Here is a 15,212-nt window from a genome sequence, read left to right on the forward strand (position 1 = left end):
GGGAACGGGCGATGGCGGCACGGCAGCGGTTGGCGGCAGTGGCCGCCGTCGCCCTGCTGGCGAGCGGGCTGAGCGGGTGCGGCGGGGACGGCGGCGCGCCCGCCGCGACGCCCGGCAGCCCGAGCCCGGTCGGCGCCCCGCTCTCCACCGCCTCCCCGAGCGCGCAGGCCAAGCCCACCGACCGCTCGCCGCACGGGGTGCTGCTCTCCGCCCAGCTGGCCATGCAGACCGCCCGCCGGGCCAAGGTCAGCTACCGGCTCGGTTCGGACGCCGGATCCGGCCCGCTGTTCTGGCAGCCCAAGACCGCGCTCCAGATCAAGCGCTCCACCCCGGCCGAGGCCGAGCAGCTGATCGTCGTGGACACCGTCGCCTACCAGGGCGGGGACGCCGCCACCGCGGCCCGGCAGGGCGGCCGGCACTGGGAGCGCTTCACCGTCCCGCCGGACGCGGACGGCCACAAGGAGATCCCGTACGCCGGGCTGATCGACCTGCTGAACCCGGTCGAGGCGCTGACCGCGGCCAACGCCGAGGGGACGGACCCGGTCTTCGTCGGCGAGGAGAAGTTCGAGGACTCCACCGTCGAGCACTACCGGGTCACCACCACCGCCGAGAAGTACGCCGCCGCCCAGACCCAGCTGACCCAGTCCCGCCGGGACGGCCTGCGGGCCGCGCTCGCGCCCGGCGGCTCGATCTCCCTCACCCTGGACCTCTGGCTCAACGACAAGGACCAGCTGGTCCGGCTCCAGCGCACCGGCAGCGGGGACAGCGGGCGGGCGGACGACTCGGTGCTCTACACCGACCTCGCCGGCGCGCTGCTCTCGGCGCAGGCGCCGGCCGAGGCGGACACCGCGGACACCGGCGTCCGGACGGTCTCCCCGCTGGCCCGTTGAGCGGGCGCCCGGGATGCTCCGGGACGGCCCGGGCCTGCTCCGTCCGGGGGCGATTTGCACCTCGCGGAGGGCTCCGGCTACGCTGGCCGAAGCCAAAGACCGCTGGTTGTCGCCGCGCCCGTCAGGGAGCAGGTGACCGAAGGATCTGCGCTTCGTCGCAGGCAGCCCGCGCAGGTGCGTCTGGAGCTTCGATTTCCGGGTCCCGCGTTCGCGTGGAGGTCCGTCGAGGTCGTTCCGAGCCCCGTGCCCCTGCGCACCGGGGCTCATTGCATTTCTGCAAGGGCTTTCCTTCCGTCCGGTCGGTCCACGGCGACCTAGGTCGACTTTCGCGGTCGGCCCGAATTCGACATCACGGAAGGAGGCGTAAGCCTATGGCCAGGCCCGACAAGGCTGCCGCCGTCGCCGAGATCACGGACAAGTTCCGTGGCTCCTCCGCGGCGCTGCTGACCGAGTACCGCGGTCTCTCGGTGAAGCAGGTCAAGACCCTGCGTCGCTCGCTCGGCGACAACGCCGAGTACGCCGTGGTGAAGAACACGCTGACCAAGATCGCGGCCAATGAGGTCGGGATCACGGAGCTCGACGACCTGTTCAACGGTCCGACGGCTGTCGCCTTCGTCACCGGTGACCCGGTGGAGTCGGCGAAGGCTCTGCGTGACTTCGCCAAGGAGAACCCCGCTCTCATCATCAAGGGCGGTGTCCTTGACGGTAAGGCGCTGTCCGCCGATGAGATCAAGAAGCTCGCGGACCTCGAGTCCCGCGAGGTGCTGCTCGCCAAGCTGGCGGGTGCCCTGAAGGCCAAGCAGTCCCAGGCTGCCGCGCTCTTCCAGGCCCTGCCGTCGAAGCTCGTCCGCACTGTGGACGCGCTGCGCGACAAGGTCGAGCAGGGCGGTGCCGGTACGCCGGCTCCCGCCGCCGAGGACGCCGCCGCCGAGTAATTCGGCAGGCTCACGCCTCGCTGCGGGCCCGTACGCCCGCCCCACCCGTACATCCGGCACCAACCTGCCGATTTAGTGGAAGGACGCCATCATGGCGAAGCTGTCCCAGGACGAGCTGCTCGCGCAGTTCGAGGAGCTCACCCTCATCGAGCTGGCCGCCTTCGTGAAGGCCTTCGAGGAGAAGTTCGACGTCACCGCCGCCGCGCCGGTCGCCGTTGCCGCCGCCGGCGTTGCCGGCCCGGCCGCCGAGGCCGCTGAGGAGCAGGACGAGTTCGACGTCATCCTCGAGGCCGCTGGCGACAAGAAGATCCAGGTCATCAAGGAGGTGCGCACCCTGACCTCCCTCGGCCTGAAGGAGGCCAAGGACCTCGTTGACACCGCTGGTGCCAAGGTCCTGGAGAAGGTTGCCAAGGACGTTGCCGAGAAGGCCAAGGCTGCCCTCGAGGGCGCCGGCGCCAAGGTCACCGTCAAGTGATCTCGCGCCCCCTCTGAGGGGGCGTAGGGCCGGGCCGATCACCCTTGCGGGTGGTCGGCCCGGCTTTTTCGCGTTTCCGGGCCGGGCCCGGGCCCCGCCGGGGCCGCCCCCGGCCCCGTTCCCCCGACCGGCCGGTACGGCCCGCCGGCGTGGCCGACGGCCCACTCGGCACCGTCGGTGCCGGGGGGTATGGTGATCAACGTCGTCGAGGGCGGCGCCACCACGGCTTCTGTAACGCCGGGGGGCTCCGGATCGATAGACAGGTCGAGGCCCGCGCCGCCGGCGGGCCCTTGACGAACCTGGCGCGGCGCGCGATTCTCAAGGCGCGAGTCCGCCGGGTTGGTTCGCCACTGGATGCATAACCAGTGGCTCCGGCGGGAAATGACTCCACGTGAGTTAGAGCAGTACCCGGTGGGCGCCCGCGCCCGCCGGCTACCGGGAGGAGTCTCCGATTCGGTCTCCGAATCAGAGCTGGACAGCAGTGTCGCCATTGGCTACACTGTCCCTTTGCGCTGCCTGTTAGCTTCTCCGTGACTCGTCGCCCGGAGTTTGCGTTGCCCTGATGGGGTCTGGCACCGCCTCCGCAAAGCGGCTCTGACCTGGGGTTTCGACCCCGGCGGAGGCCAGTGGCGAGGGAGGCGGCACCAAGCCCAAGCAGGCCCGGCTGGTACGCGCGTAGTGAGCTCCGAGCCCTCGGAAGGACCCCCCTCTTGGCCGCGCCGCGCAACGCCTCGAACAATTCCGCCGCATCCACCGCCCCGCTCCGCGTCTCGTTCGCGAAGATCAAGGAGCCCCTCGAGGTCCCGAACCTCCTGGCCCTGCAGACCGAGAGCTTTGACTGGCTGCTCGGCAACGCGGCCTGGAAGTCCCGGGTCGAGGCGGCCCTGGAGAGTGGTCAGGACGTCCCCACGAAGTCCGGTCTGGAGGAGATCTTCGAGGAGATCTCCCCGATCGAGGACTTCAGCGGGTCGATGTCGCTGACCTTCCGCGACCACCGTTTCGAGCCGCCGAAGAACTCCATTGACGAGTGCAAGGACCGCGACTTCACGTTCGCGGCCCCGCTCTTCGTCACGGCCGAGTTCACCAACAACGAGACCGGTGAGATCAAGTCTCAGACGGTCTTCATGGGCGACTTCCCGCTCATGACCCACAAGGGCACGTTCGTGATCAACGGCACCGAGCGTGTCGTCGTGTCGCAGCTCGTCCGCTCCCCGGGTGTGTACTTCGACTCCACCCTGGACAAGGTGTCCGACAAGGACATCTACTCCTGCAAGGTCATCCCCTCGCGTGGTGCCTGGCTGGAGATGGAGATCGACAAGCGCGACATGGTCGGCGTCCGCATCGACCGCAAGCGCAAGCAGTCCGTCACCGTGCTGCTCAAGGCGCTCGGCTGGACCAACGAGATGATTCTCGAGGAGTTCGGCGAGTACGAGTCGATGCGCGCCACCCTGGAGAAGGACCACACCCAGGGCCAGGACGACGCGCTGCTGGACATCTACCGCAAGCTGCGTCCGGGCGAGCCGCCCACGCGCGAGGCCGCGCAGACGCTTCTGGAGAACCTGTACTTCAACCCGAAGCGCTACGACCTCGCGAAGGTCGGCCGTTACAAGGTCAACCGCAAGCTGGGCAACGCCGAGTCGCTGGACTCCGGCGTGCTCACCGAGCCCGACATCATCGGTGCGATCAAGTACCTGGTGAAGCTGCACGCGGGCGAGACCGAGTGGCGTGACGACGAAGGCCGCGACATCGTGGTCGAGGTCGACGACATCGACCACTTCGGCAACCGTCGCCTGCGCAACGTCGGCGAGCTCATCCAGAACCAGGTCCGTACGGGTCTCGCCCGTATGGAGCGCGTCGTGCGCGAGCGCATGACCACCCAGGACGTCGAGGCGATCACGCCGCAGACCCTGATCAACATCCGGCCGGTCGTCGCCTCCATCAAGGAGTTCTTCGGCACCAGCCAGCTGTCGCAGTTCATGGACCAGACGAACCCGCTGTCGGGCCTGACCCACAAGCGTCGTCTGTCCGCGCTGGGCCCCGGTGGTCTGTCCCGTGAGCGGGCCGGCTTCGAGGTCCGTGACGTGCACCCCTCGCACTACGGCCGCATGTGTCCGATCGAGACCCCCGAAGGCCCGAACATCGGTCTGATCGGCTCGCTCGCCTCGTACGGCCGGGTCAACGCGTTCGGCTTCATCGAGACCCCGTACCGCAAGGTCATCGAGGGTGTCGTCACGGAGCAGGTCGACTACCTGACCGCCGACGAGGAGGACCGCTACGTCATCGCCCAGGCGAACGCGCCGCTGACCGCGGACCTGCACTTCGCCGAGCCGCGTGTCCTGGTCCGCCGCCGTGGCGGCGAGATCGACTACATCCCGGGCACCGAGATCGACTACATGGACGTCTCGCCGCGCCAGATGGTGTCGGTCGCGACCGCCATGATCCCGTTCCTCGAGCACGACGACGCCAACCGCGCGCTCATGGGCTCGAACATGATGCGCCAGGCGGTGCCGCTGCTGAAGAGCGAGGCTCCGCTGGTCGGTACCGGCATGGAGTACCGCTGCGCCGTCGACGCCGCGGACGTCATCACCGCCGAGAAGGCCGGTGTCGTCCAGGAGGTCTCGGCCGACTACGTCACCGTGGCCAACGACGACGGCACGTACACCACGTACCGCGCCGCCAAGTTCACCCGCTCGAACCAGGGCACCGCCTTCAACCAGAAGGTGCTCGTGGACGAGGGCGCCCGGGTCGAGGTCAACCAGGTGCTGGCCGACGGCCCGTGCACCGACGAGGGCGAGATGGCCCTCGGCAAGAACCTGCTCGTGGCGTTCATGTCGTGGGAGGGCCACAACTACGAGGACGCGATCATCCTGTCGCAGCGCCTCGTGCAGGACGACGTCCTCTCCTCGATCCACATCGAGGAGCACGAGGTCGACGCCCGTGACACCAAGCTCGGCCCCGAGGAGATCACCCGGGACATCCCGAACGTCTCCGAGGAGGTCCTCGCGGACCTCGACGAGCGCGGCATCATCCGCATCGGCGCCGACGTCGTCACCGGCGACATCCTGGTCGGCAAGGTCACGCCCAAGGGCGAGACCGAGCTGACCCCGGAGGAGCGCCTGCTCCGCGCGATCTTCGGCGAGAAGGCCCGTGAGGTCCGCGACACCTCGCTGAAGGTTCCGCACGGTGAGTCCGGCAAGGTCATCGGCGTCCGCGTCTTCGACCGCGAAGAGGGCGACGAGCTGCCCCCGGGCGTCAACCAGCTGGTCCGCGTCTACGTGGCCCAGAAGCGCAAGATCACCAACGGTGACAAGCTCGCCGGCCGTCACGGCAACAAGGGCGTCATCTCGAAGATCCTGCCGGTCGAGGACATGCCGTTCCTGGAGGACGGCACCCCGGTCGACATCATCCTCAACCCGCTGGGTGTCCCGTCCCGAATGAACCCGGGACAGGTCCTGGAGATCCACCTCGGGTGGCTCGCCAAGCAGGGCTGGGACGTCTCCGGGCTGGCCGACGAGTGGGCCCAGCGCCTGCAGGCGATCGGCGCCGACACCGTCGAGGGCGGCACCAACCTCGCCACCCCGGTCTTCGACGGCGCCCGCGAGGACGAGATCACCGGCCTGCTGGACAACACCACCCTCACCCGTGACGGTGAGCGCCTGGTGAACTCCACCGGCAAGGCCCGACTGTTCGACGGCCGCTCCGGCGAGCCGTTCCCGATGCCGGTCTCGGTCGGCTACATGTACATCCTCAAGCTGCACCACCTGGTCGACGACAAGCTGCACGCCCGTTCGACCGGTCCGTACTCGATGATCACCCAGCAGCCGCTCGGTGGTAAGGCGCAGTTCGGTGGTCAGCGCTTCGGTGAGATGGAGGTGTGGGCCCTCGAGGCGTACGGCGCGGCCTACGCGCTCCAGGAGCTCCTCACCATCAAGTCCGACGACGTCCTCGGCCGAGTCAAGGTCTACGAGGCCATCGTCAAGGGCGAGAACATCCCCGAGCCCGGCATTCCCGAGTCCTTCAAGGTTCTCATCAAGGAAATGCAGTCGCTCTGCCTCAACGTGGAGGTGCTGTCCTCGGACGGCCAGTCCATCGAGATGCGGGACTCCGACGAGGACGTGTTCCGCGCCGCCGAGGAGCTCGGCATCGACCTGTCCCGGCGCGAGCCGAGCAGCGTCGAAGAGGTCTGACGGAGGCCGGGCCGGCCGCAGCAGCGGCCGGCCCGCCCCCAGGCCCCCCTCAGACCACATGAACGACTCTCGACTTACGAAAGAGGGCTTGACGACCAGTGCTTGACGTCAACTTCTTCGACGAGCTCCGCATCGGCCTGGCCACCGCCGACGACATCCGCCAGTGGTCGCACGGCGAGGTCAAGAAGCCGGAGACCATCAACTACCGCACCCTGAAGCCGGAAAAGGACGGGCTCTTCTGCGAGAAGATCTTCGGCCCCACCCGGGACTGGGAGTGCTACTGCGGTAAGTACAAGCGCGTCCGCTTCAAGGGCATCATCTGCGAGCGCTGCGGCGTCGAGGTGACCCGCGCCAAGGTGCGCCGCGAGCGGATGGGCCACATCGAGCTGGCCGCCCCGGTCACCCACATCTGGTACTTCAAGGGCGTGCCGTCCCGCCTGGGCTACCTGCTCGACCTGGCGCCGAAGGACCTCGAGAAGGTCATCTACTTCGCCGCCTACATGATCACCTGGGTCGACGACGAGCGCCGCCAGCGCGACCTCCCGTCCCTGGAGGCGCACGTCTCGGTCGAGCGCCAGCAGATCGAGAACCGCCGCGACTCGGACCTCGAGGCCCGCGCCAAGAAGGCCGAGACCGACCTGGCCGAGCTGGAGGCCGAGGGCGCCAAGGCCGACGTGCGCCGCAAGGTGCGCGAGGGCGCCGAGCGCGAGATGAAGCAGCTGCGCGACCGCGCGCAGCGCGAGCTCGACCGCCTCGACGAGGTGTGGGCCCGCTTCAAGAACCTCAAGGTCCAGGACCTCGAGGGCGACGAGCTGCTCTACCGCGAGCTGCGCGACCGCTTCGGCACCTACTTCTCCGGCTCGATGGGCGCGGCGGCCCTCAAGGACCGCCTGGAGACCTTCGACCTGGCGGAGGAGTCCGAGCGCCTGCGCGAGATCATCCGCACCGGCAAGGGCCAGAAGAAGACCCGTGCGCTCAAGCGCCTCAAGGTCGTCTCCGCCTTCCTGCAGACCACCAACAAGCCCAACGGCATGGTGCTGGACTGCGTCCCGGTCATCCCGCCGGACCTGCGTCCGATGGTGCAGCTGGACGGTGGCCGCTTCGCGACCTCCGACCTGAACGACCTGTACCGCCGCGTGATCAACCGCAACAACCGCCTGAAGCGCCTTCTCGACCTCGGTGCCCCCGAGATCATCGTGAACAACGAGAAGCGCATGCTCCAGGAGGCCGTCGACGCGCTGTTCGACAACGGCCGTCGTGGTCGCCCGGTCACGGGCCCCGGCAACCGCCCGCTGAAGTCCCTCAGCGACATGCTGAAGGGCAAGCAGGGTCGTTTCCGTCAGAACCTGCTCGGCAAGCGAGTCGACTACTCGGCCCGTTCGGTCATCGTCGTCGGCCCGCAGCTCAAGCTGCACCAGTGCGGTCTGCCGAAGGCCATGGCGCTGGAGCTCTTCAAGCCGTTCGTGATGAAGCGCCTGGTCGACCTGAACCACGCGCAGAACATCAAGTCGGCCAAGCGCATGGTCGAGCGTGCCCGCCCGGTCGTGTGGGACGTGCTCGAAGAGGTCATCGCCGAGCACCCGGTCCTGCTGAACCGTGCGCCCACCCTGCACCGCCTCGGCATCCAGGCCTTCGAGCCGCAGCTGGTCGAGGGCAAGGCCATCCAGATCCACCCGCTCGTCTGCACCGCGTTCAACGCGGACTTCGACGGTGACCAGATGGCCGTCCACCTGCCGCTCTCCGCGGAGGCGCAGGCCGAGGCCCGCATCCTGATGCTGTCCTCGAACAACATCCTGAAGCCGGCCGACGGTCGCCCCGTCACCATGCCGACCCAGGACATGGTGCTCGGTCTGTTCTTCCTGACCTCGGACCGCGAGAACGTGAAGGGCGCCGGCCGCACCTTCTCGTCGACCGCCGAGGCGATCATGGCCTTCGACGCCCGCGACCTGGACGTCCAGGCCCCGATCGAGCTGCGCCTGCCGGCCGGCACCGTCCCGCCGCGCGGCTGGACCGCCCCGGTGGACGAGGACGGCCAGTCGAGCTGGTTCGACGGCGAGCCCTTCCGCCTGACCACCACCCTGGGCCGCGCGCTCTTCAACGAGCTGCTGCCCGAGGACTACCCGTTCGTCGACTACGAGGTGGGCAAGAAGCAGCTCTCCGCGATCGTCAACGACCTGGCGGAGCGCTACCCCAAGGTCGTCGTCGCGGCGACCCTGGACAACCTGAAGGCGTCCGGCTTCCACTGGTCGACCCGCTCGGGTGTCACCGTCTCGATCTCCGACGTCGTCGTCCCGCCGAACAAGCCCCAGATCCTCGAGGGCTACGAGGCGAAGGCGGAGAAGGTCCAGCGTCAGTACGAGCGCGGCCTGATCACCAACGACGAGCGCAAGCAGGAGCTCATCGGCATCTGGACCCAGGCGACCAACGAGGTCGCCGAGGCCATGAACGAGAACTTCCCGAAGACGAACCCCATCTTCATGATGGTCGACTCGGGTGCTCGTGGAAACATGATGCAGATGCGCCAGATCGCCGGTATGCGTGGTCTGGTGTCGAACGCCAAGAACGAGACCATCCCGCGACCCATCAAGGCGTCGTTCCGTGAGGGTCTGTCCGTGCTGGAGTACTTCATCTCCACCCACGGTGCCCGTAAGGGTCTGGCCGACACCGCCCTCCGTACCGCCGACTCCGGTTACCTCACCCGTCGTCTGGTCGACGTCTCCCAGGACGTCATCATTCGCGAGGAGGACTGCGGCACCGAGCGCGGCCTGAAGCTGGCGATCGGCTCCGTGGGTGCGGACGGCGTGCTGCGCAAGGCCGACGACGTCGAGACCAGCGTCTACGCCCGCATGCTCGCCGAGGACATCACGGTGGACGGCAAGCTCCTTGCCACCGCCAACACCGACCTCGGCGACGTCCTGATCGACGAGCTGATCCGCCACGGCATCGGCGAGGTCAAGACCCGCTCGATCCTGACCTGTGAGTCGGCCGTCGGCACCTGTGCCATGTGCTACGGGCGCTCGCTGGCCACCGGCAAGCTGGTCGACATCGGTGAGGCGGTCGGCATCATCGCCGCCCAGTCCATCGGTGAGCCCGGTACCCAGCTGACCATGCGTACCTTCCACACCGGTGGTGTGGCCGGTGACGACATCACCCAGGGTCTGCCGCGTGTCGTCGAGCTCTTCGAGGCTCGTACCCCGAAGGGTGTGGCTCCGATCTCGGAGGCGCAGGGCCGGGTCCGCATCGAGGACACCGAGAAGACCCGCAAGCTGGTCGTCACGCCGGACGACGGCACCGACGAGATCGCCTACCCGGTCTCGAAGCGTGTGAAGCTGCTCGTCAGCGAGGGCGAGGCGGTCGAGGTCGGCCAGAAGCTGACCATGGGTGCCACCAACCCGCACGACGTCCTGCGCATCATGGGCCAGCGTGCCGTCCAGGTCCACCTGGTCGCCGAGGTCCAGAAGGTCTACAACTCGCAGGGTGTGTCGATCCACGACAAGCACATCGAGATCATCATCCGGCAGATGCTCCGCCGCGTGACGATCATCGAGTCGGGCGACGCCGAGCTGCTGCCCGGCGAGCTGGTCGAGCGCGGCCGCTTCGAGCAGGAGAACCGCCGCGTCGTCGCCGAGGGCGGTCACCCCGCCTCCGGCCGTCCGCAGCTGATGGGTATCACCAAGGCCTCGCTGGCCACCGAGTCCTGGCTGTCGGCCGCCTCCTTCCAGGAGACGACCCGGGTCCTCACCGACGCGGCGATCCACGCCAAGTCGGACCCGCTGCTGGGCCTCAAGGAGAACGTCATCCTCGGTAAGCTCATCCCGGCCGGTACGGGCCTGCCCCGTTACCGCAACATCCGGGTCGAGCCGACCGAGGAGGCCAAGGCCGCGATGTACTCGGCCGTCGGCTACGACGACTACGACCTGTCGCCCTTCGGCGCCGGCTCCGGCCAGGCGGTTCCGCTGGACGACTACGACTACGGCCCGTACACCGGCTGAGTCGCGCAGCACCGATCGCAGGGCGGTCACCCCACGGGGTGGCCGCCCTGCGGCGTTCCCGGGGGCTCCAGGGGCCGCCGGGGGCTGCCGGGGGCTGCCGGGGGCGTGGGGGGCCCGGCCGGCGGGGCCGCTCGGGGCGCGGACGGAAGCCGATTAGGTCATTCGGCCGAAGTCGCGTAGAGTCATGTTTACCGACGCGGGGTGGAGCAGCTCGGTAGCTCGCTGGGCTCATAACCCAGAGGTCGCAGGTTCAAATCCTGTCCCCGCTACAAATAGAAGGGCCCGGAGGCATCAAGCCTCCGGGCCCTTCGGCATTCCCGGGGCCGGCCGGCTCCGTCGCACGGGGGAGGGGCGGGAACCGCTCCGGCGGGGGAGGCGGTCGGGGCGGCCGCCGAGGGAGGGTTCCCGGTGTCGGTCGACGGGCTTTCGAAGGAGCCGGGGATGAAGCGGGTGCTGGGCGCGGTGGCGATCACGGCGGGGGTGCTGGTCGGGATGTCGGCCTGCCTGCCGTTCGGGGACGACGCGGAGCACCGGACGGTGAGCTACGGGGTGGCGGGGCCGGTCCGGGAGCTCGTCGTGGAGGGGGCCGACGGCGGGGTGGTGGTGCACGGGGGCGGTGACGCCGTGCACGTGGTCGAGAAGCAGGACTACCGGGGGGACGCGCCGAAGAGCACCCACGAGGTGACGGACGGCGTGCTGAGGCTGACGTACGACTGCGGCTCCTGCGGGATCGGGTACACCGTGCAGGTGCCCGCCGGGACCAGGGTGCGGGTGAAGGAGGGCAACGGCGGCGTCAAGCTGTCCGGGCTGGCCGGCGAGGTGGACGCCGAGGTGACCAACGGCGGGGTCGAGGCCGACGGGCTGCGGGCCCCGCGGGTGCGGCTGACCACGGTGAACGGCGGGGTGCGGGCCGACTTCGCCGCGGCGCCGTCGAAGGTCGAGGCGAGCACCACCAACGGCGGGGTGCGGCTGCGGGTGCCGGCCGGGGAGGCGTACGCGGTGGACGCCCGGGCCTCGGCCGGCGCGGTGGACCTGGGCATCCCCTCGCAGCCGGGCGCGGCGCGCAGCATCAGCGCCCGGGCGGAGACCGGCGGAGTGACGGTCAGCGGTGGCTGACCTGGGCGTTCCGCAGGCGCTGCCGGTAGGGCATGATCTCCTGCGCGGGGGCGGCGTCCCCGGCTACGGGGGAGGGACCGGGGTGGAGCGTGCGGTGCGCCTGCGCGGCCGGGTGGACGGGTTCGGCCCGTACCTGCCGGACTCGCTGCTGGCGGTGGCGGCGGCCGGGGTCGCGCTCTGGGCGGTGTCCCAGGACACCACGGTGCGCCCGTGGTGGATCCACCTGCTCGCGGTGGCGACCGCGCTGCCGCTGCCCTGGCGGCGCCTGAGGCCGCTGACGGTGCTGGCGCTGGCGACGGCGCCGTCGCTGGTGATCTCGGTGGTGGCGCACTCGGCCAACCCCCAGGTGCCGCTCTCCGGGGTGGTCGCCCTCTACACGGTGGCGGAACGGTCCTCGGAGCGGGTGCGGTGGAGCGTGCTGGCGGTGGTGGTGGCCGGCAACGTGCTGGGCACCCACTCGCCGAACGGCGCGCTGTTCAGCCTGGTCACCTCCGTCGGCACCTTCGTGTTCGGCTCGCTGGTGCGCGCCCAGCGGCAGCTGGCCCGGGTGCAGGCGGAGCGGGCCCGGGACGCCGGCGAACGGGCGGCGAGCGACGCGGCCCGGGCGGTGGCGGAGGAGCGGGCCCGGATCGCCCGGGAGATGCACGACATCCTGGCCCACGCCGTCTCGCTGATGGTGATCCAGGCCGAGGCCGGGCCGGTGGTGGTGCGCAGCGATCCGGACCGGGCCGTCCGCGCGTTCGACACCATCGCCGACGCGGGCCGGGACGCGATGGTCCAGCTGCGGCGCGTGCTGGGGGTGCTGAAGGATCCGGAGGCGGGCCGGCAGCTGGCGCCGCAGCCCCGGCTGGCCGAACTCGCCGCGGTGGCCGACCGGGTGCGCGCGGCGGGGCCGCGGGTGGATCTCGAACTTCCCGGGCAGGAGGGTCCGCTGCCGGCCGACGTGGAGACGGCGGCGTACCGGATCGTGCAGGAGGCGCTGACCAACACGGTCAAGCACGCTGGGGCGGACCGGGTCGCGGTCCGGGTGCGGCGGGCCGGGGAGGTGCTGGAGGTGGTGGTCTCGGACAACGGACGCGGGGTGCCGGCCGCGGCCGGCCGTGCGGTGGTCGGCTGGTCCGGCGGCCGCGGGCTGGTCGGCATCCGGGAGCGGGCGGCGGCCTGCGGCGGGCTGGCCGAGGCCGGGCCGGGGCCGGAGGGCAGGGGTTTCCTGGTGAGGGCCCGGCTGCCGCTGGGCACCGGCGGGGTGGTGGAGAGGGTGGACGAATGACGCCGATCCGGGTGGTCGTCGCGGACGACCAGGAGCTGGTGCGGGCCGGGTTCGGGATGATCCTGGACGCGCAGCCGGACATCGAGGTGGTGGCCGAGGCGTGCAACGGTGCCGAGGCGATCGAGGCGGTGCGCGCGCACGGCCCGGACGTGCTGCTGCTGGACGTCCGGATGCCGGTGATGGACGGGCTGGAGGCGGCCCGCCGGGTGTGCGCCGAGTTCCCGTCGACCAAGGTGATCATGCTGACCACCTTCGACATCGACGACTACGTCTTCGACGCGCTGTACGCGGGTGCCAGCGGCTTCCTGCTCAAGGACGTCCGGCGGGACGACCTGGCGCACGGGGTGCGGATGGTCGCCTCGGGGGAGGCGCTGCTCGCGCCGTCGGTGACCAGGCGGCTGATCGGCGAGTTCGCGGCCCGTCGGCCGGGGGCGCCGGAGCGGGCGGTGCGACCGCCGTCGCGGCTGCTGGAGCAGCTGACCCTGCGCGAGCGGGAGACGCTGCGGCTGATCGCGCGCGGGCTGTCCAACGCCGAGATCGCGGCCGAGCTGGTGGTCAGCGAGCACACGGTGAAGACGCACGTCAGCAATGTGCTGAGCAAGCTCGGGCTGCGGGACCGGGTGCACGCGGTGGTGTTCGCGTACGAGGCGGGGGCGGTGGTGGCGGGGGAGTCCTGACGGGCTCCCCCGTGCGGGGGAGGCGGCCGGTTCGCCGGTGCGGGGGATCCGGGACGAGGGCCCCGGCCGGGAGGCTCTGCGGTGTCGGAACGGACCACACCGCTGGAGACCATCGGATGAACACCGCCCTGGATGCCCGGAACACCCGCCCCACCCGCCTCAGCGGCCTCACGCCGTACGCCGTCGTCGGCGCCCCCGCCCTGATGGCCCTCTACGGCGGCATCCGCCTGGTGCCGGGCTCCCGGGCGCCCGGCCCCGGCTGGACGGCGGGGCACACCGCGATGCTCGCCGGGCTGCTGCTGTTCGCTCCCGTCCTCCTCGCCCTGCACCGGCGGCTCGCCCCGCGCGGCACGGCCGGGCGGACCGCGGCCGGGGCGGCGCTGGGGACGGCCTTCGCGGGGCTGCTCTGCTCGCTGGCGCAGATCGGCATCGACCTGGTGGTGGGGCTGGCGGCGGCGGACAAGGCCGAGCAGTCGCGGCTGTTCGACCGGGTCCAGGACGTCCCGGGCGTGCTGCCGGTCGTCTACCAGGTCGGCCCGCTGCTCTTCTACGTCGGCCTGCTGGCGCTGCTGACCGCCGCCGCGGCGGGCCGCTCCCGGGTGCTGCGCTGGTGGAGCCCGGTGCTGGCGCTGCTCGGCACCCTGGCCTCGGGCGTCGACCTGGCCCTCGTCCCGCTCGCCGCCGCCTGCTACCTGCTCGCGCTCGCCCCGCTGGCCCGCCCGGCCGCCGCGCCGCGCGCCGCCCTGGCCTGAAACGCGCGTCCTGGCCCGAAGCGGGCCCCGGCCCGGCGCCCCCGGGTTTTTCGGTGGCCGGTCGTGGGCCGCGGGCCGTACGGTCCGGGGTATGAACGCGAAGCGCCCCCTGATCGCCGTGCTCACCGGCGCGGGCATCTCGACGGACTCCGGCATCCCCGACTACCGCGGCCCGCAGGGGCTGTGGCAGAAGGACCCGTCGGCGCAGGAGCTGGTCACCATCGGGCCGTACCTGGAGGACCCGGAGGTCCGGCGGCGGGCCTGGCGGATGCGGCTGGAGACGGGCGCGCTGGGCGCCGAGCCGAACGCCGGGCACCGGGCGCTGGTCGACCTGGAGCGCTCCGGGCTGCCGCTGCGGGTGCTCACCCAGAACATCGACGGGCTGCACCAGAGGTCCGGGCTGACCGCCCGCAAGGTGCTCGAACTGCACGGCAACGTGCGGGAGACGCAGTGCCTGCGCTGCCGGGTGGTCGGTTCGATGGCGGACGCGCTGGAGCGGGTCGGGGCGGGCGAGCCGGACCCGGCGTGCCGGGAGTGCGGGGGGATCCTCAAGCCGCGCATCGTGATGTTCGGCGAGAACCTGGACCCGGAGGTGCTCGGGCAGGCCGACTCGGTCGCCCGGGCCTGCGACGTCTTCATCGCGGTCGGCACCAGCCTCCAGGTGTTCCCGGTGGCGGGGCTGCCGTACAACGCGGTGCGGACCGGGGCGAAGCTGATCATCGTGAACGGCGAGCCGACGCCCTACGACGAGGCCGCGGCCGAGGTGATCCGGGAGCCGATCTCGCAGGCGCTGCCGAAGCTGGTGCGCCGACTTGTCCTGGAGCGGGCCTGAGCGGGCGCCGGAAGGGTCATGTTCCCGGATGTACCGCGTGCGTACGATGATCTTTCCGGCTTCCCCCCTCCTGGCCTGGAGTGATC

At 70.7% G+C, this 15,212-nt stretch carries 10 protein-coding genes and 1 tRNA gene; all 11 read left to right on the forward strand.

The window, feature by feature from the left end; genetic code table 11:
* Positions 1-11 precede the first annotated feature (11 nt).
* The 11 genes from ACGFSC_RS03160 to ACGFSC_RS03210 all read left to right on the forward strand — a co-directional run bounded on the left by ACGFSC_RS03160 (position 12) and on the right by ACGFSC_RS03210 (position 15,126).
* On the forward strand, positions 12-890 hold the full coding sequence (locus ACGFSC_RS03160) for a hypothetical protein (RefSeq protein WP_359897541.1): 879 nt from the start codon (positions 12-14) through the stop codon (positions 888-890).
* 371 nt (positions 891-1,261) lie between these two features.
* Positions 1,262-1,825, forward strand: coding sequence for a 50S ribosomal protein L10 (gene rplJ, locus ACGFSC_RS03165; protein ID WP_045693068.1), 564 nt, complete (start codon positions 1,262-1,264; stop codon positions 1,823-1,825).
* A gap of 91 nt (positions 1,826-1,916) precedes the next feature.
* Entirely contained in the window at positions 1,917-2,300 is a 384-nt protein-coding gene (rplL, locus tag ACGFSC_RS03170; protein WP_359823749.1) for a 50S ribosomal protein L7/L12, read from the forward strand.
* A 710-nt stretch (positions 2,301-3,010) separates the two neighbouring features.
* Entirely contained in the window at positions 3,011-6,487 is a 3,477-nt protein-coding gene (gene rpoB, locus ACGFSC_RS03175; RefSeq protein WP_359897540.1) for a DNA-directed RNA polymerase subunit beta, read from the forward strand.
* Positions 6,488-6,585: 98 nt separating this feature from the next.
* Positions 6,586-10,479, forward strand: coding sequence for a DNA-directed RNA polymerase subunit beta' (locus tag ACGFSC_RS03180; RefSeq protein WP_359897539.1), 3,894 nt, complete (start codon positions 6,586-6,588; stop codon positions 10,477-10,479).
* A 195-nt stretch (positions 10,480-10,674) separates the two neighbouring features.
* Positions 10,675-10,748 (forward strand) — tRNA-Met (locus ACGFSC_RS03185).
* 172 nt (positions 10,749-10,920) lie between these two features.
* Positions 10,921-11,595 carry a DUF4097 family beta strand repeat-containing protein gene (locus ACGFSC_RS03190; protein ID WP_359897538.1) on the forward strand — a complete coding sequence of 225 codons (675 nt, stop codon included), beginning with the start codon at positions 10,921-10,923 and terminating at the stop codon, positions 11,593-11,595.
* Between the two features lie 82 nt (positions 11,596-11,677).
* Positions 11,678-12,865 carry a histidine kinase gene (locus ACGFSC_RS03195; protein WP_359897537.1) on the forward strand — a complete coding sequence of 396 codons (1,188 nt, stop codon included), beginning with the start codon at positions 11,678-11,680 and terminating at the stop codon, positions 12,863-12,865.
* Positions 12,862-13,542: a response regulator transcription factor gene (locus tag ACGFSC_RS03200; protein ID WP_359897536.1), complete on the forward strand. Its 681-nt coding sequence runs from the start codon at positions 12,862-12,864 to the stop codon at positions 13,540-13,542. Before ACGFSC_RS03195 ends, ACGFSC_RS03200 begins: the two co-directional genes overlap by 4 nt.
* Positions 13,543-13,658: 116 nt before the next feature.
* On the forward strand, positions 13,659-14,294 hold the full coding sequence (locus tag ACGFSC_RS03205; RefSeq protein ID WP_359897535.1) for a hypothetical protein: 636 nt from the start codon (positions 13,659-13,661) through the stop codon (positions 14,292-14,294).
* A gap of 91 nt (positions 14,295-14,385) precedes the next feature.
* On the forward strand, positions 14,386-15,126 hold the full coding sequence (locus ACGFSC_RS03210) for a Sir2 family NAD-dependent protein deacetylase (protein ID WP_359897534.1): 741 nt from the start codon (positions 14,386-14,388) through the stop codon (positions 15,124-15,126).
* Positions 15,127-15,212 lie beyond the last annotated feature (86 nt).

The sequence above is a fragment of the Kitasatospora sp. NPDC048715 genome (genome assembly GCF_043198905.1).
Lineage (GTDB): Bacteria > Actinomycetota > Actinomycetes > Streptomycetales > Streptomycetaceae > Kitasatospora > Kitasatospora lactacystinica.